At 63.7% G+C, this 16,007-nt stretch carries 15 protein-coding genes; 8 read left to right on the top strand and 7 right to left on the bottom strand.

Features of this window, described 5'->3' with window-relative positions:
* Positions 1-34 precede the first annotated feature (34 nt).
* Positions 35-718: a murein L,D-transpeptidase catalytic domain family protein gene (locus AB7M32_RS19000; RefSeq protein WP_454252169.1), complete on the bottom strand. Its 684-nt coding sequence runs from the start codon at positions 716-718 to the stop codon at positions 35-37.
* 162 nt (positions 719-880) lie between these two features.
* Between AB7M32_RS19000 and AB7M32_RS18995 the strand changes: the two genes are divergently transcribed.
* Positions 881-2,443 (top strand): L,D-transpeptidase family protein, encoded by a 1,563-nt coding sequence (locus tag AB7M32_RS18995; RefSeq protein WP_454250947.1) that lies wholly within the window; start codon positions 881-883, stop codon positions 2,441-2,443.
* A gap of 2 nt (positions 2,444-2,445) precedes the next feature.
* Here the strand turns inward: AB7M32_RS18995 and AB7M32_RS18990 are convergent, their stop codons facing one another.
* On the bottom strand, positions 2,446-3,069 hold the full coding sequence (locus AB7M32_RS18990) for an NAD(P)H-dependent oxidoreductase (RefSeq protein ID WP_454250946.1): 624 nt from the start codon (positions 3,067-3,069) through the stop codon (positions 2,446-2,448).
* Positions 3,070-3,151: 82 nt separating this feature from the next.
* Between AB7M32_RS18990 and AB7M32_RS18985 the strand changes: the two genes are divergently transcribed.
* The 4 genes from AB7M32_RS18985 (at position 3,152) to AB7M32_RS18970 (ending at position 7,872) form a co-directional block, all read left to right on the top strand.
* Complete coding sequence (locus AB7M32_RS18985; RefSeq protein WP_454250945.1) at positions 3,152-3,775, top strand: TetR/AcrR family transcriptional regulator; 624 nt, start codon at positions 3,152-3,154, stop codon at positions 3,773-3,775.
* A 528-nt stretch (positions 3,776-4,303) separates the two neighbouring features.
* On the top strand, positions 4,304-6,865 hold the full coding sequence (gene nirB / locus AB7M32_RS18980; RefSeq protein ID WP_454250944.1) for a nitrite reductase large subunit NirB: 2,562 nt from the start codon (positions 4,304-4,306) through the stop codon (positions 6,863-6,865).
* Positions 6,865-7,251, top strand: coding sequence for a nitrite reductase small subunit NirD (gene nirD / locus AB7M32_RS18975; protein ID WP_060742269.1), 387 nt, complete (start codon positions 6,865-6,867; stop codon positions 7,249-7,251). Before nirB ends, nirD begins: the two co-directional genes overlap by 1 nt.
* Before the next feature lie 180 nt (positions 7,252-7,431).
* The gene (locus tag AB7M32_RS18970; RefSeq protein ID WP_454250943.1) at positions 7,432-7,872 is read left to right on the top strand and encodes a CBS domain-containing protein; all 441 of its coding nucleotides are present in this window, start codon (positions 7,432-7,434) and stop codon (positions 7,870-7,872) included.
* A 187-nt stretch (positions 7,873-8,059) separates the two neighbouring features.
* On the opposite strand, the gene AB7M32_RS18965 is transcribed toward AB7M32_RS18970, so the two are convergent.
* Genes AB7M32_RS18965 through AB7M32_RS18945 form a run of 5 tightly spaced genes read right to left on the bottom strand, consistent with a single transcriptional unit; the run spans position 8,060 to position 13,608 of the window.
* A complete protein-coding gene (locus AB7M32_RS18965) occupies positions 8,060-8,953 on the bottom strand; it encodes a helix-turn-helix domain-containing protein (protein ID WP_454250942.1) in 894 nt (297 codons plus the stop codon).
* A 32-nt stretch (positions 8,954-8,985) separates the two neighbouring features.
* Positions 8,986-9,453, bottom strand: a complete 468-nt coding sequence (locus AB7M32_RS18960; RefSeq protein WP_092164443.1) for a response regulator — start codon at positions 9,451-9,453, stop codon at positions 8,986-8,988.
* Entirely contained in the window at positions 9,450-11,762 is a 2,313-nt protein-coding gene (locus AB7M32_RS18955; protein ID WP_454250941.1) for an ATP-binding protein, read from the bottom strand. Before AB7M32_RS18955 ends, AB7M32_RS18960 begins: the two co-directional genes overlap by 4 nt.
* Positions 11,759-12,427 carry a response regulator gene (locus tag AB7M32_RS18950; protein WP_454250940.1) on the bottom strand — a complete coding sequence of 223 codons (669 nt, stop codon included), beginning with the start codon at positions 12,425-12,427 and terminating at the stop codon, positions 11,759-11,761. Before AB7M32_RS18950 ends, AB7M32_RS18955 begins: the two co-directional genes overlap by 4 nt.
* Positions 12,424-13,608, bottom strand: coding sequence for a sensor histidine kinase (locus AB7M32_RS18945; RefSeq protein WP_454250939.1), 1,185 nt, complete (start codon positions 13,606-13,608; stop codon positions 12,424-12,426). Before AB7M32_RS18945 ends, AB7M32_RS18950 begins: the two co-directional genes overlap by 4 nt.
* 172 nt (positions 13,609-13,780) lie before the next feature.
* On the opposite strand from AB7M32_RS18945, the gene AB7M32_RS18940 reads away from it, so the two are divergent.
* The 3 genes from AB7M32_RS18940 (at position 13,781) to AB7M32_RS18930 (ending at position 15,957) form a co-directional block, all read left to right on the top strand.
* Positions 13,781-14,302 (top strand): SgcJ/EcaC family oxidoreductase, encoded by a 522-nt coding sequence (locus AB7M32_RS18940; protein WP_060742280.1) that lies wholly within the window; start codon positions 13,781-13,783, stop codon positions 14,300-14,302.
* A 201-nt stretch (positions 14,303-14,503) separates the two neighbouring features.
* Positions 14,504-15,013, top strand: a complete 510-nt coding sequence (locus AB7M32_RS18935; RefSeq protein WP_192260229.1) for a sigma-70 family RNA polymerase sigma factor — start codon at positions 14,504-14,506, stop codon at positions 15,011-15,013.
* Entirely contained in the window at positions 15,013-15,957 is a 945-nt protein-coding gene (locus AB7M32_RS18930) for a FecR domain-containing protein (protein ID WP_454250938.1), read from the top strand. Before AB7M32_RS18935 ends, AB7M32_RS18930 begins: the two co-directional genes overlap by 1 nt.
* The last annotated feature ends 50 nt before the right edge of the window (positions 15,958-16,007 follow it).

Genomic DNA, 16,007 nt, shown 5'->3' with positions numbered 1-16,007 from the left:
CTTGCTCCCGCTCAGTTGCGCAGCAACGGCCTGTTCAGCCACCGCTGCTAGACAGAATGCTCGCCATCTGTTGCGGCTGGCAGTTGAGATACGCCGAACGCTTGAGCCAGCCCGGATCCGGGTACCAGGAGAACATGAATTGGCCGCCCTTGAGCTTGTCGATCACCTGCCGCGCCACTTGCGGGCGCACGGCCGGGCAACCCTGGCTGCGCCCGATACGCCCCTGGCGCACGCTCCACAGCGGATTCACGTAGTCGGCGGCATGGATCACGATCGCCCGGTCACGGGCCAGGTCATTGAAGCCCGGTTCGAGGCCGTCCATGCGCAGTGAATAGCCGTGGGTGCCCTGGTAGCTTTCCTGGGTACGGAACAGCCCCAGGCTCGACTGATAGCTGCCCAGGCGATTGGAGAATTGCGTGGCGAAATTTTCCCCGGATTTCTGCCCATGGGCCACCAGGTCGCGCAGTACCAGTTTTTTCTGGCGCAAGTCGAAGATCCACAAACGCCGGGCCGTGGACGGTTGCGAGTAGTCGATCACCGCCAGGTGACGGGCCTGGCCGGCGCCATTGGCGACCGCGCATTGCATAGCGCTCAAGGCACTTTTGAGCGCCAGGGGATTGAGTTCCGGTGCCGCCTGGGCGAGGCTGTGGTAAAGCGTCTGCGACTTTGCCTTTTTTTCGGCCAGCGCCGGGCTGCAAATGATGCCCAGGCCCAGCATGACCAGGCAGAGTCGGCGCAAAAAGCCCGATACAGGCGAAGGGGTTCCAACGTGGTGTTCGTTCGCGGCATCCCGTCCGATTTCGTTTGTCTGCATGATGGCGGGTCGTACCTGTCGCAAAATTCACCGTCAATGAGACGGCCATGGATTGGAGTAAAGCAGTTGTTCAAAAAGTCCGCATGTTACCTGAGCCTTTTATTGCTCACTGCGCCATTGGTCGCCACAGCCGAAGACAGCGATCCGGCACTCGTGCAGACCACCCTGGCGCAATTGGCGGTCGCATGCCCGGCCGTCACAGTGGGTGTCGGGTTTCCGACGCTGCTCGACTTGCAGGCGTTCTATCAGCAAAACGCAGGCCAGGAAGTCTGGTCGAACGACGAACGACGGGGGGCGTTGCAGGTCCAGTTGCAACAACTGGCCGATGACGGCCTCGATCCCGCGCGCTATGGCTTGCCGGTCGAGGGGGCGCTCCAAGGCCCTCATTGTGCCGACATCGCCATCAGCCAGCGCTACCTGCAAGCCTTGCATGACCTGCGTTTCGGCTACCTGCCTCAAGACCGGCTGGAACCGGTGTGGAAGGCCAACCCACCGCCACAGGACCACCCGGCCGTGGTGCTGGCCATCGCCGGGCTGGGCTTGCAGAGCCTGGCCGACGCTTTTGAACAGGCACGACCGAACCTGGACCTCTACCGCAACCTGCGCGGCCTCTATGCCCGATTGCGGCAACAGCCTTTAGCCGAATGGCAAGCGGTGCCGGGCGGGCCGTTGCTGCAACCGGATAAACAGGACGCCCGCGTACCCGCCCTGGCCCAACGACTGTTCAACGAGGGTTACCTGAGTACGCCGCCGCAGGTGAGCGACGAGCATTACAGCCCCGTGCTGGTGGAGGCGATGAAGAGCTTCCAGGCCCAGCATTCGTTGCAGGCCGATGGTGTGGTGGGACCATGGACCGTCACCGAGCTGAACATCAGCCCGGCCATGCGCCGCGAGCAGTTGCGCATCAACCTGGAGCGCATGCGCTGGCTCGCCCAGGACGTGGAGACCGACAGCGTCCTGGTCAACGTGGCAGCGGCGCAGTTGACGGTTTACCAGGGTGGCGCGCCGGTCTGGCAAACCCGCACCCAGGTGGGCCGTGCGCAACGGCAGACGCCGCTGCTCAAATCCCACGTCACCCGACTGACACTCAACCCGACCTGGACCATTCCGCCGACCATCATGCGCGAAGACAAACTGCCCGAGATCCGCCGGGATCCGGAGTTTCTCAGCCGCCACAACCTGAGGATTCTCGATGGTGATGGGCTGCCGTTGCTGGCGCAAGACATCGACTGGGAGCACCCGGGCAACCTCATGTTGCGTCAGGATCCAGGTCCGAAGAACCCGTTGGGCAAAATAGCGATCCGTTTTCCCAATCCGTTTTCGGTGTACCTGCATGACACACCAAGCCAGGCGTTGTTCAGTAAAGGCCCGCGGGCATTCAGTTCAGGCTGCGTGCGGATCGAGCAAGTGATGCACCTGCGCGACCTCCTGGTAAGCCCGGCCGAACGCGCACGCACCGACACGCTGCTGGCCAGTGAGTCGACCCACGAGTTCAGGCTGGCCCGGCCCGTGCCGATCCTGCTGGGCTACTGGACAGCACAAGCGGACAGCCAGGGCCAGGCGGTGTACGTCCCGGATATCTATGGGCGTGACGCGACACTGTCGGCCGCCCGTGGTCGCGCGCTCTGAGCTCAAGCGCATGCGGGCGCATGGATGGTTTCGTCGAGTGTTGCGAATAACCGCTGGCCGATAACGCCGGCGGCCTGCAAATGCTGTTGCGGATCGGCGGTTTCCGAGTCGAGCAAACGCTGGGAACTCACTACCCGGGCACCGCAATAACCGAAAATGCCATGGTCGATCTGCGTGGTCATCGCCTCACCGTAGCCGTGGCGCTGGAAGCTGTCGGCATCGGCGCCACCGACTTCCACCAAATGGACCCGCAGGTGCTGCAGCTTCTGGATAAACGGCTTGTCGAGGCTGAAATCGAACGCCCAGCCGTTGGAAAACACCCGGTCGATCCAGCCCTTGAGCAGTGCCGGCATGGACCACCAATAAATCGGATAGACCAACACCAACGCGTCGGCACGGTCGATTCTGGCTTGTTCGGCCAGCACATCCGCTGGCGGCAAGGCCTCGCGATGGTGCACGGCGTGGTCGGCGAAGCTGAAGCGCGGATCGAAGCCTTCGGCAGCCAGGTCGGCGATCTCGAACGTATCGGCAGGGTTGGCGCGGGTAATGCCCTCGGCGATTTTTCCGGCCAGGCTGTGGGTGAGGGAGCGCGGATCGTGGTGAGCCACAACGATGAGTGCATGCATGGCGAAACTCCTTCTGGTCACGAGGTCTTGATGACAGGTATGCTTAAGTTACGCTTAGTAAGTTACGGTTGGTAAAGTTAGCATGTCAAGCACTGACGAACATTCGCAGGCTTCACCTCGTCGTCGTTTATCCCGGCACGACCGGCAGCGCCAATTGCTGGATGCCGCCTGGCGACTGGTGCGCGAGGAGGGCAGCGACGCCTTGACCTTGGCGCGGCTGGCGGACCAGGCGGGGGTGACCAAACCCATCGTCTACAACCACTTCATTACCCGGTCTGGGCTGCTGGCGGCGCTTTACCAGGATTTTGATGCCCGTCAGACCGCACTGATGGATGCGGCCCTGGATGCCAGTGAGGCCACCTTGCAAAGCCGCGCGGCGGTGATCGCTTCTTCCTACGTCGAATGCGTGTTGTTGCAAGGTCGAGAGATTCCCGGGGTAATTGCAGCGTTGACCAGCTCGCCGGAGCTGGAACGTATCAAGCGCGAATACGAGGGCATTTTCCTCGACAAGTGTCGCGCGGTGCTGGAGCCGTTCGCCGGCACGAAGGGCGTCACCCAGGCCGGTTTGCGGGCGATGCTGGGAGCGGCGGAAGCATTGTCCAACGCCGCCGCCACTGGGGAAATCAGCGCTGACGAGGCGAAGGAAGAGTTGTTGGCCAGTATCGTGGCGATGGTGACCAGGACCGCCGATAACCCTTCAAGCTGATCCACTGCTATCGCGAGCAAGCTCGCTCCCACAGGGGAGTTGCGGTGGATTCCGAATTGAGCCCCACCCTATGTGGGAGCGAGCTTGCTCGCGATGACGGTCTTACGTTGAACGACTGCACTTTTATGAAGCCGCAGGCGGGGTGATCGCACCATCGCAAGGCAGTTGGCGGTGCTTGCGAAACAGCGCAGGAGGCTGGTCAGCTTGCGGTGGCTGAGCCGGCGGTTTCGCGGTCAGGCCCGCTCCCACTGGGATCGTCGGCGAGTGCGGGGTTGTGAATACAGTCGCGGATGAGGTTTGGCACGCTCGCTGCAAGAGGCTATTCAGGCCCACCGTGAACACAGTCGAGTGGGCAGCCCCGTCGGTCAACGAAGATCGAGCGCCAGCAGGCCGGGGGACAACGGTAGGTCAAGGCGCAGTCGCCGGGCCGATACCGCACAGAACAGGCAAAGACGCCTGGAACCGCAAGGTTTCAGGCGTCTTTTTTTTGCTTTCAAAATCGTGATGGGCTTTTGTCGGGTGCTTTTTATGAATTCCAACGTTGCTTCTCTGAACAAGCTGCAAACGCTGATCGTGATCGGCAATGGCATGGTCGGCCATCACTGCGTCGAGCAACTGATCGAACGCGGTGCCCTCAATCATTACCGCGTGCATGTGTTCAGCGAGGAGCCGATGCGAGCCTACGACCGCGTGCACCTGTCCGAGTACTTCTCCGGGCGTGATGCCGAGTCCCTGGCCCTGGGCGAAGCGTCGTTGTACCAGACCCCCGGTGTCACGTTGCACCTGGGCGTACCCGTGCTGGAAATCGACCGCCAGGCGCGCCAGGTCGTCACCGCCCGGGAGCGCATCAGCTACGACAAACTGGTGCTCGCCACCGGTTCCTATCCGTTCGTGCCGCCGATCCAGGGCGCCGAGGGGGATTCTTGCCTGGTCTACCGCACCCTGGAAGACCTGGATGCGATCCGCGCCGCTGCCAGCAATGCCCGCCGCGGCGTGGTGGTCGGTGGCGGTCTGCTGGGCCTGGAAGCGGCCAACGCCCTCAAGACCCTGGGCCTGGAAGCCCATGTGGTGGAATTCGCGCCACGGCTGATGCCGGTGCAGTTGGACACGCAGGGTGGCTTGGCCCTCAAGGCGCGCATCGAAAGCCTGGGCGTCGGCGTGCACTTGTCCAAGGGCACCCAGTCCATCAGCGCCGGTGAGCAGTACCGTTATCGGATGAATTTCGGCGACGACGATTTCCTGGAAACCGACCTCATCGTGTTTTCCGCCGGTATTCGCGCCCAGGATGCCCTGGCTCGCCAGAGCGATCTGCAGATCGGCCCGCGCGGTGGCGTGGTGATCGACGATCATTGCCGGAGCAGCGATCCGGACATTTACGCCATCGGCGAATGCGCAGCCTGGAACGGCAGCATTTTCGGCCTGGTCGCCCCGGGCTACCAGATGGCCCGCAGCGTCGCGGCCCGGCTGTGCGGCGAAAGCGCTGAAGCCTTTACCGGTGCCGACATGTCCACCAAGCTCAAGTTGCTGGGCGTGGACGTCGGCTCCATCGGCGATGCCCATGGCAACACTCCAGGTTCGCGCAGCTTCCAGTTCATCGACGAAACCAGCGCCAGTTACCGGCGCCTGGTGGTGGACGCCGCCGGCAAGCGCGTGATCGGCGCGGTGCTGGTGGGGGACAACAGCTACTACGACACCTTGCTGCAATACATGCAGAACGGCATCGCCTTGCCCAAGGACGCTGCCAGCCTGATCCTGCCATCGTCCGAAGGCGCCCCGACCCTGGGCCCGGCGGCGTTGCCCGAAACCGCCACGATTTGCTCGTGCCACAACGTCACCAAGGGCTCGATCTGTTCGGCCATCGATGGCGGCTGCACCGATCTCGGCCAGCTCAAATGCGACACCAAGGCCGGTACCGGTTGCGGTGGTTGCGCGGCCCTGGTCAAGCAAGTGTTCGAGCACGAATTGATTGCCCGCGGCGTCAGCGTCGACAAGAGTCTGTGCGAACACTTCGCCTACACCCGCCAGGAGCTGTATGCGCTGGTGCGGGTGGAAGGCATCCTGAGTTTCGAAGAACTGTTGGCCAAGCACGGTCGAGGCCACACCGGCTGCGACCTGTGCAAGCCGGCGGTGGGCTCGATCCTGGCGTCGTGCTGGAACCAGCCGATCATGGACCCGTCCCTGGTGGCGCTGCAGGATACCAACGACACCTTCATGGCGAACATGCAGAAAAACGGCACCTACTCGGTGGTGCCACGCATCGCCGGCGGGGAAATCACCGCCGACAAACTGATCGCCATTGGCGTGGTCGCCAAGAAATACGACCTCTACACCAAGATCACCGGCGGCCAGCGCATCGACCTGTTCGGCGCCCAGTTGCACCAGTTGCCGGACATCTGGGCCGAGCTGATCGAAGCCGGTTTCGAAACCGGCCATGCCTACGGCAAATCCACCCGTACGGTGAAATCCTGTGTGGGCAGTACCTGGTGCCGCTACGGCGTGCAGGACAGTGTGCAGATGGCCCTGACCATCGAGGACCGCTACAAAGGCCTGCGCTCGCCGCACAAGCTCAAGTTCGCCGTGTCCGGTTGCACACGCGAGTGCGCCGAGGCCCAGAGCAAGGACGTCGGCGTGATCGCCACCGAGAAGGGCTGGAACCTCTACGTGGCTGGTAACGGCGGCATGCGCCCGCGTCACGCCGAGCTGTTCGCCACCGACCTGGACGACGCCACGCTGATCCGCTACATCGACCGTTTCCTGATGTTCTACATCCGCACCGCCGACAAACTGCAACGGACCTCGGTCTGGCGCGAAAGCCTGGAAGGTGGCCTGGACTACCTCAAGGACGTGATCATCCACGACAGCCTGGGCCTGGGCGCCGAGCTTGAAGCCCAGATGCAACTGGTGGTCGACCGCTACGAATGCGAATGGGCCAACACCTTGAAGGACCCGGAGAAGCTCAAGCGTTTCCGCACCTTCGTCAACGACAAGCGCGGCGATCCGGACGTTCACTTCGTCCGCGAGCGCGGCCAGCGTCGGCCGGTTCACGCCCATGAACTCCACCTGATTCCCGTTACCGAGGAGGTGCTCTGATGAGCCAGTCAAACGTCGTTCGTATTCCCGCCCGTGATGTCGCCCAGGAACCTTTGCAGTGGCGAGCCCTGTGCAGCCGCGCCGACCTGGTGCCCAACTCCGGCGTGGTCGCCTGGCACGACGGCAGCCAAGTGGCGTTGCTCTATCTGCCGGAACATGAGGACAAGCCGCTGTACGCCATCGACAACCGCGACCCCAAGTCCGGTGCGAACGTCATCGGCCGCGGCTTGCTGGGCAGCATCAAGGGTGACCTGGTGATTGCCTCGCCGATGTACAAGCAGCATTTCCGCCTGGAAGACGGCCATTGCCTGGAGTACCCGGAACAAAGCCTGCGGGTGTGGCCGGTGCGCTTGAATGGCGATGTGGTGGAGATTGGCGAGGACTGATCCGTGAGTTGAAAGCTGAATGAAAACCTGTGGGAGCGAGCTTGCTCGCGATGGTGGTGCATCAGTCAACAACCCTGCTGCTGATCCAACGCTATCGCGAGCAAGCTCGCTCCCACAGGGGATGTTTTAACTGACAGCATGATGTTCGAGCATGCCTTTGGCTGAATGTGGGGATGAACAATGAAAACCGCTGCCCAACTGGTGAGACTCAAGAGTGTGCAAAACCAGCAGGTCCACAGCATCGCGCCGGAGCAGACGGTGCTCGAAGCGCTGCAGATCATGGCCAAAAAAAATGTCGGCGCGCTGCCGGTGATCGAGGACGGCCAGGTCGTGGGCGTGTTCAGCGAGCGGGACTACGCGCGCAAGATGGTCCTCAAGGGGCGGTCGTCGGTGGGTACGACGGTGCGCACCATCATGAGCGCCCCGGTGGTCACCGCCGACAGCCAGCAGAGCATCGACCGCTGCATGGAAGTCATGACCGACAGCCACTTGCGGCACTTGCCGGTGCTGGATAACGGGCAGTTGATCGGCCTGCTGTCGATTGGCGACCTGGTGAAAGAGGCGATTGTCGAGCAGGCCGACCTGATCCGGCAGTTGGAACACTACATTCGCGGGCACTAAACCCCGCTGATTCCTTTCCCTCCCGGATCAAATGAATACAGGCCTGGCAGAAAATACCTGTGGGAGCGAGCTTGCTCGCGATAGCGGTGGACCCGTTGCCATCAATGTTGACGGGTCTGACGCTATCGCGAGCAAGCTCGCTCCCAGAGTGGTTTGTGTACGGCCACATTGTGGCGCCATCAGGCCTTTACTTGCGGTAATGACTCGGCGCCACGCCCACTTCGCGACGGAATACCTGGGAGAAGTGACTGGCGCTGCCATAGCCGACTTCCAGGCCGATATCGATGATGCTGCGCTCGGTTTCGATCAGCAGTTGCCGGGCCCGGGTCATTCTCAGGTGGATGAAGTACTGCGAGGGCGAATGCCCGGTGGCGCGCTTGAACAGGCGGCTGAAGTGGTATTCGCTCAGGCCGATGGCCCGGGCCAGGTCACCGAGGTTGAAGGGTTCGGCCAAGTGTTGTTCCATTAACTGGATCACCCGCTTGAGTTTGAAGGCGGGCAGGGCGTTGCGGCCGGACATGTCCTCGGCCCCGGCATCCATATAATGCCGCGCCAGGTGCACCGCCACGCATTGCGCCACGCCCTGGACCAGCAAGGCACTGGTTTCACCGCGTCGGCTCAGCTCCTCCCGGATCTGCTCCAGCAGGGCCGAGAGCACTTCATCCCGTCCGCCCGAGACTTCCCGCAGCTGGATCGCTCCGCCGCCCGCTTCGGCGATGGCGCGTTCCAGCAACGCCAGGCCCAAATACACATGCATGACCACGAACGGCTCAGGGCTGGTCACTTGCCAGCGCATTTCATAAGGCACAGGGGAGGTGGTCAGGAAAAAATCCCCGCGGCCCACCGTATTCGCGTCCCACGGCTCGTGGGCGGTGCGCTCTTCGACGATGGCTTGCCCGGACAACACCCAGACAAGCAACGGTTCGGCCACCGCGGGCACGACGATGTGCGCTTCGCAACGCTCACGGACAAAGATCTCCACCAGGATATCCTTGCTCGATACGCCGTCGGAGGTGGCCAGGCGTTCGCCGCGAATGTGCGCTTGCAGGCCGTTTGCCGATGTTCGTTCGGTGACTTCCATGCTTCGATGGCCTCGATGAAACGGTCGCCAGACTAGACCGGGTCGGCGGCGGGACGGTGCTGGCGCAACAATTCGATCTGCTGGGACGGGATCAACTCGCGCAACGCTTTATAGAGCGCCCGGGTTTCCAGCAGGTTCCAGATGCGCAGCATGGTTTCCAGGGCATCCAGGGGTTTGCTGATGAAGTCCCGGGCGCCGAGGGCCAGGGCCCGCAGGCGGGTGTCACGGGTCGCGTCGGCGGTCAGGACCAGGATCGGCAAGTAGTCGTTGGCCGGGATGCGCCGGTTCAGTTGTTCCAGCACGGCAAAACCGTCGAATGCTGGCATGTGCAGGTCGAGGATGACCAGGTCCGGCTCGAAGCTGTTGAACAGGTCGAGCGTACGCAAGGGCTCGGTGCTGCTCAGCACATTATGCAGCCCTTCGCGGGCCAGCAGTTGTTCCATCAGGTCCAGGTTGGGGCGCTGATCGTCGACGATCAGAATGCGCAAGTCGCGATTCATGCGGGCTCCGGTAAATAGTGCTCGAGGTGGCCGAGAAAGGCCTGGATATGGATAGGTTTGGTCAGGATCGCCGTGGCCCCGGCGTCGCGCAGGGCACGATGGGTCAGGTCGCTGGCATCGGCGGTGATCATCAGTACCGGCGTGGCCGCGGTGGCCGGGGATTGGCGCAGGCGCCGCAAGACTTCCAGGCCTTCCAGGTCGGGCAGGGTGACGTCCAGCAGGATCAGTTGCGGCGAGTGCTGACGGGCGAGGTCCAGGCCCATCTGGCCTTGCATGCTCGATAACAGCTGAATGCCGGGACGGCGTTGCATCAAGGTCTCGATCAACGCCAGGCTCGACAGGTTGTCTTCAATGCAGAGGATTTTGCCGTGGTAATCCACGGGGGCGCGCGTCACGGCCAGGGCGGCGATGGGCGGCAAGTGCGTGCCGATCACCTGGGTGGCGGGCAGGTGCAGGGTAAAACAGCAGCCGTGCCCGGGCTCGCTGTGGACCTGCAGGTTACCCTGCATCATCTCCAACAGGTTCTTGCTCAAGGACAAGCCAAGGCCGGTACCTTCGACCTGCGGATCGGCGCCCAGGCGTTCGAAGGGCTTGAACAGCTGGCCCAGTTGTTCAGGGGCGATGCCATGGCCGGTATCGTGGACGGCGATGCTCACCTTGTGGGCCTGGACGCTCACTTCGATGCGCACCTCGCCGCCGGGCCGGTTGTACTTGATGGCGTTGGACAACAGGTTGAGCAATACCTGCACCAGGCGTTGGCGGTCGGCAAGCACACCGCTGTCGTCGGGCAGTGCAGGCAGGTCGATCAAGTGGATCCCGGCGTCGGCGGCCATGGGTGAAACCAGCGTCAAGGCTTCGTGCAGCACCGTCGCCAGGGCGATCGGTTCGATGTTCAGGGGCAGGCGCCCAGCCTCGATCCGGGCGATGTCCAGCACCTCGTTGATCAACGCCAGCAAGTGCTGGCCGGCCCGCAGGATATGGCTGACCTGCGGGCGCTGGCCGGCGGTGGAATCCATATCCAGCAGTTGAGCGAAACCCAGGATGGCGTTCAGTGGTGTGCGCAGTTCGTGGCTCATGCGCGAAAGAAATTCGCTCTTGGCCCGGCTGGCGCTTTCCGCTTCTTCACGGGCCGTGCGCAGGGCGATTTCGGCGGCGCGCCGGTCGGTGATGTCGCGGGTGATCTTGGAGAAGCCGCGCAAGGCGCCCCTACCATCGTACTGGGCGGTGATGACCACGCTGGCCCAGAAACGGCTGCCGTCCTTGCGGCAACGCCAGCCTTCCTCCATGTAATGGCCGTCGCGGGTGGCTTCGCGCAGGGCCATGTCCGGGTGCGCCGGGCATTCTTCGGGCAAGTAGAACAGGGAGAAGTGCTGGCCAAGGATTTCCTGCTCGGTGTAGCCCTTGATCCGCTGAGCGCCGGCGTTCCAGGTGGTGACGTAGCCCTGGGCATCCAGCGCGAAGATCCCGTAGTCCTTCACCCCGTCGATGATCAGCCGCAAGCGCTCCTCGTTATCGCGCAGGGCCCGCTCGCGTTCTGCGAGTAACTGTCCGGCCTCCACCAGCCGCGTGCCAAGCTGGCCGATTTCGTCCTGCTCTGGCGGTTGCGGCAACAACGGTTGCCCCAGGGCCAGGCGCTGGGCGTTGCCTTGCACCTGCTGGACCCGGGCGACGATGCCCTTGGATAGAAACAGCACCGCGACAATGGCCCCCAGCAACCCGCACACCGCCGCCAGCAACGTGGCGAACAGCAGGCGCATGCGCGTGGCCGAGGCGGCGGCACTGCGCTCGGCGAGCAGGCCATCTTCACGTATGCGCATAGCGCTGATCTGCTCGCGCAGCACGTCCAGCACCTGCTTGTTTTCGATCAGGATCGCGGTGATGGCCTCGGGGTCGTCACGCTTGCCGTTGCGCAAGGCGAGCAAACCGTCGAGTTTGTCGGCGATCAGCGGGGTGATGGTCTTGAGGTGCTCGCGCATCCTGGCATCGCGAATGTTCTGGTCCAGGCGCTGCAACGCCGCATGGATCAGCGGCGTGGCTTGTTCGTAGCTGGGCAGGAAATCTTCGCGCCGGGTCAGCAGGTAACCGCGCACGCTGGCCGCCGCCTCGGCCAGCAAGGTATGGACCGTCTGGATGTCCCCCTGGACGAGCAGTACCCGGCGCACATCCTCCTCGGCCCGTGCGGTCTGCCGTTCGGTGATATAGATCAGCACCAGCGACAGCAGCAGGACCACCAGGGGCAGGGAAATCACCACCAGGGCCTTGCCCCGCAACGGCAGGTCAGCCCAGCGGCGGGCGGCGAGAAACCTCATGGCCATTGCCCGGCGGGTTGCGCCACCAGCCCCAGGGCGACGCCGCGTACGGCGGCCTGGGTCCGGTCGGCGGCGCCCAGTTTGCCGATGACGCGCTCGACGTGGGCCTTGGCCGTGCCGGGTGCGATACCCAGCTTTTCACCGATTTCACGATTGCTGAAGCCACCGGCCACCAGCCCCAATACCTGGCGCTCACGGGCGGTCAAAGCCTGGACCTGGGGGGCGCCATTGGCACCGCGCTCGGCCATGCGGCGCAGCAGGCGCGCGCTGACTGAACTGTTCAGCGCCTCGTCGCCCTGGGCGACCCGCTTGAGGGCGTCGAGCACTTCATCGCGGCTGGCATCCTTGAGCAGGTAGCCGACCGCGCCCGCACCGATGGCGGCTTCGAGGTGGTCGGGGCTGTCATCCATGGTGAAGATCACCACTTTGATCCCGGGCTGGCGCTGCTGCAGGATCCGCGCCGCGCCCAGGCCATTGAGGACGGGCATGCGGATGTCGAGAATCGCGATGTCCGGCTGTAGCCGCTCGCACAAGTCGAGCGCCTCCTGGCCGTCGCGGGCCTGGCCGACGACTTCGAACCCCGGGCTGTCGGCGAGCATGCTGATAAACCCGGTGCGGGTGACTTCATGATCATCGGCCAGCAGCAGGCGCAAAGGACGGCTCATGGCTGCACTCCGGCGGACGGTAGCGGCACGCTGGCCAGCAGGCGGGTGCCGCCGCCGGGTTGGCTGCAACAGGCCAGGTGGCCGCCCAGCAGGTTGGCGCGTTCCTGCATGGCGGCCAGCCCCAGGTGGCAACTGCCGTTGGTCTCGATGGGTTGCTCCAGGGCAAAGCCACGGCCATCGTCTTCCACCCGCAGGCTGGCGTGGCCATCTTCCACCGCCAACCCCAGGCCCACATGACGGGCCTGGGCGTGCTTGAGAATGTTGTTGATGCCTTCCTGGGCAATGCGAAACAGGGCGATCTCGGTGTTGCCCGGCAGGCGCGCGCTGCTGTGTTCGGCCCAGCTCACCGTCAGGCCCGCGTCACGCAGGCGGTCGGCCTCCTTGTCGACGGCTTTGTACAGGCCGAAATCATCCAGCACGTGGGGGCGCAGGCCACCGATCAGTTGCCGGCCCTCGCCGACGCAGCCTTGGGCCAGGTCGAGGATGGCCTGCAACTCGCTCGCCAGCGCCGGCGCTAGCGACGGGCAACGACCGGCGAAGCCCTGCAAGCGCTGGTGCAAACCGGCCAGATTCTGCGCCAGACCGTCGTGCAGGTCGTAGGCCACGCGCTTGCGTTCGTCTTCCTGGGCGCTGAACAAGCGGTGGACCAGTTCGGACATGGTCCGCTCGCGGGCCTGTAGTGCTTCGACCAGGCGGCTGTTCTCCAGATGCGCCGCCAACAGCGTCGCCAGCAATTGCAGCGACTCGATGTCTTCGTTGTCCGGCGCGCCGAGGGCGACGCTGTTGCCCAGCAACAACGCCCCGAACGTCACGCCATCGGAGGTGCGCAGTGGAATGCGCAAGACCTGGGGCAGGGCGCTGCCGGGGGATTCCAGCCAATTCGGGCCGGGCGTTTGCGGCTGGGCCAGGTTGGCGAGGAAGTCGACCCGCTCCGCGCTCCCGTGGCTGGCGAGGGTGCGCAGCGTGTTGTCCGGCGCCCACTCCAGCAGCAGGCCGTGGTCCATCGCCATGAAGGCGCACGCCCGTTGCAGCGCACGCTGACGCATGGCCGGCAGGGGCAACTGCGTCAGCTCGTGGCCGGTGCCCAGCAGCAGCCCCAGGCGCGCGGCACGGCTTTGCGACTGGCGATACTGACTGCGGATGGCCAGGGCGCTGCCGGGATCATGGGGCGGGCTTTGCATGGGGAGCTCCAGCGTGGAAAAAGATCGGACGGTTCGCGGTGACGCCATTAGACCGTGTCACCGGCACCAGGCCTATCTGCCAAATGGCATAGGCGATTGGCACCGGTTGGCCGATGGCGAGAGCCGTGAAGGTCGGCAAAGTGGGCTCATTGAAACCCAAAGGAGCTTTCCGATGAAAATGAAAACCTGTGCCATCGCTGCTTTTTTCCTGCTGAGCGCGCCGCTTGTCCAGGCTGTCGAGGTCACACCCTACGTGTATCGCACAGTGGCCGAGCAGCCCAAGAACGTGAATGACCGGGAAATCGCTGCCCTGTTCGATCGCTGGAACGCCGCGCTGCAAACCGGTAGCGCCACCGCCGTGACCGGCCTCTATGCCCCGGATGCGATTTTGCAACCGACCGTCTCCAACAAGGTGCGCAACACGCCAGCGCAGATCCAGGACTACTTCGAGCATTTCCTGGCCGCCAAGCCGGTCGGACAGATCAACTACCGGGAAATCCGTCACCTGGGTCCCGACGCGGCGATGGACAGTGGTGTCTATACCTTCACACTCACCCAGGCCGATGGTTCCAAGCGTGAGGTCCAGGCGCGCTACACCTTCCTCTATGAACGCCTCGATGGCCAGTGGAAGATCATCAACCACCACTCTTCGGCCATGCCGGAAGTGCCGAAGACCTTGCATGCCAGTCACTGATCGCACTGCGTGCAAAGACCAGACTGTGGGAGCGAGGTGGCGACCACCCAGCGTGACCCACCGCTATCGCGAGCAAGCTCGCTCCCACAGGGGGAGGGGGCTTGCATCCGTTTTAGACTCACTTTGCATAAACAACTTGGATTCCTGCGCGAACATTAATTAGAATCAGTCTCATTTAAGACCTTGCGCAGGCTTCTGGACATGTGTGATGCAGTTACGCCGACGGAGCAATCCCTCCATGCGTTGTACCGTGACCACGGGAGTTGGCTGGAAGGCTGGTTGCGACGGCGCATGGGCAATGCCTGGGATGCGGCGGACCTGCGCCAGGATACCTTCCTGCGGGTGCTTGCCAGCTCCCAGACCTTGACGGACCTGCAAGAGCCCCGGGCCTATCTGCTGACCGTCGGCAAACGCCTGTTGAGCAATTTCTACACCCGACGCAATCTGGAACAGGCGTATCTCGACGCTTTGGCGAACCTGCCTGAAGCCTGCGCACCGTCTCCGGAACAGCGTTGGCTGCTGCTGGAAACCCTGCAAGCCCTGGACGAATTGCTGGATGGCCTGCCGCCCTTGGTGCGGCGGGCTTTTTTATGGAGCCAGCTCGAAGGCCTGGGCTATCGCGAGATCGCCGAGCGCTTGCAAGTCTCAGAGCGCACCGTGAAGCGCTACATGGCCCAGGCCTATGAGCATTGCCTGTTGGTGGATTTCTGATGCCATCGACGCCATCACCGGAGGCTCGTGAAGCGGCACGGGCGGCTGCCCGTTGGTTGACCCTGATGGAATTCGACGGGGATGCATTCGACTCGGCGGCCTTGCAACGCTGGCGCGACAGTAGCGCTCACCACGAGGCGGCCTGGCAGAAGGCCCAGCGATTGCGCCAGCGTTTTGCCGGGGTACCGGCGTCTCTGGGCATGGCAACCCTGGACCGTCCGGTACTGGCCCGGCGCGCGGTGCTCAAGCGTGCATTGGGCGTCGCCGCGTTGGTCCCGACCGCCTGGCTGTTGGGGCGGGAGCTGCCGCTGGAGGCTTGGCGCGCCGATTTGCACACCGCCACGGGCGAGCAACGGCGCTGGTCGCTGATCGATGGCAGTGCGCTGCAACTGAACACCGACAGTGCCGTCGACCTGGATCTCAAGGCCCGGCGCCTGGTACTGCTGCGCGGTGAGATGGCCCTCAAACTCGCCGGGAGCACGGCGCTGTCCGTTCAGTCACCCTATGGGCTCGTCACGATCCATCGTGGCGAAGTTTGCCTGCACTTGGGCGAGGGCGACTGCCGGGTGTCGGTGGTCAGCGGTTCGGCGTACCTGCAACCCCTGCGGGGACCATCGCTGAGTCTGGAAGAGGGCCAGCAGGTCAACGTCCAGGCCTCGGGCGTGGGGCCGGTGCAGGTGTTCGATGTGGCACAACTGGGCTGGCGTGATGGGGTGCTGGTGGCGCAGGACCAGCCGCTGGGGCATTTCCTGCGGGAGCTGAGCCGCTATCGCCCCGGCGTTCTGCGCTGGGACGAAACCCTGGAACCGCTGCGAATCACCGGCAGCTTCCGCCTGGACAACACCGATCGGATTCTCGCGCTGCTGGCGGCCAGCCTGCCGCTGGACGTGCACATGCGCACTCGTTACTGGGTCACGTTGACGCTTCGCAAAAATCTGGCTTGAGTCCGGTGGGCCTGTCCCCTTTTTTTGTCTCGCTTGTCATTCAAGGCAAC

Source organism: Pseudomonas sp. R151218B TE3479 (assembly GCF_053629195.1).
This window is presented reverse-complemented; position numbering and strand designations above follow the sequence as displayed.

Coding starts and splice junctions, on each gene's coding strand:
- nirD (WP_060742269.1), top strand. CDS start 6,865: ATGAGCCAGTCAAACGTCGTTCGTATTCCCGCCCGTGATGTCGCCCAG.
- AB7M32_RS18940 (WP_060742280.1), top strand. CDS start 13,781: ATGAAAATGAAAACCTGTGCCATCGCTGCTTTTTTCCTGCTGAGCGCG.
- nirB (WP_454250944.1), top strand. CDS start 4,304: ATGAATTCCAACGTTGCTTCTCTGAACAAGCTGCAAACGCTGATCGTG.
- AB7M32_RS18935 (WP_192260229.1), top strand. CDS start 14,504: ATGTGTGATGCAGTTACGCCGACGGAGCAATCCCTCCATGCGTTGTAC.
- AB7M32_RS18930 (WP_454250938.1), top strand. CDS start 15,013: ATGCCATCGACGCCATCACCGGAGGCTCGTGAAGCGGCACGGGCGGCT.
- AB7M32_RS18950 (WP_454250940.1), bottom strand. CDS start 12,427: ATGAGCCGTCCTTTGCGCCTGCTGCTGGCCGATGATCATGAAGTCACC.
- AB7M32_RS18990 (WP_454250946.1), bottom strand. CDS start 3,069: ATGCATGCACTCATCGTTGTGGCTCACCACGATCCGCGCTCCCTCACC.
- AB7M32_RS18985 (WP_454250945.1), top strand. CDS start 3,152: ATGTCAAGCACTGACGAACATTCGCAGGCTTCACCTCGTCGTCGTTTA.
- AB7M32_RS18965 (WP_454250942.1), bottom strand. CDS start 8,953: ATGGAAGTCACCGAACGAACATCGGCAAACGGCCTGCAAGCGCACATT.
- AB7M32_RS18970 (WP_454250943.1), top strand. CDS start 7,432: ATGAAAACCGCTGCCCAACTGGTGAGACTCAAGAGTGTGCAAAACCAG.
- AB7M32_RS18955 (WP_454250941.1), bottom strand. CDS start 11,762: ATGAGGTTTCTCGCCGCCCGCCGCTGGGCTGACCTGCCGTTGCGGGGC.
- AB7M32_RS18960 (WP_092164443.1), bottom strand. CDS start 9,453: ATGAATCGCGACTTGCGCATTCTGATCGTCGACGATCAGCGCCCCAAC.
- AB7M32_RS19000 (WP_454252169.1), bottom strand. CDS start 718: ATGCTGGGCCTGGGCATCATTTGCAGCCCGGCGCTGGCCGAAAAAAAG.
- AB7M32_RS18945 (WP_454250939.1), bottom strand. CDS start 13,608: ATGCAAAGCCCGCCCCATGATCCCGGCAGCGCCCTGGCCATCCGCAGT.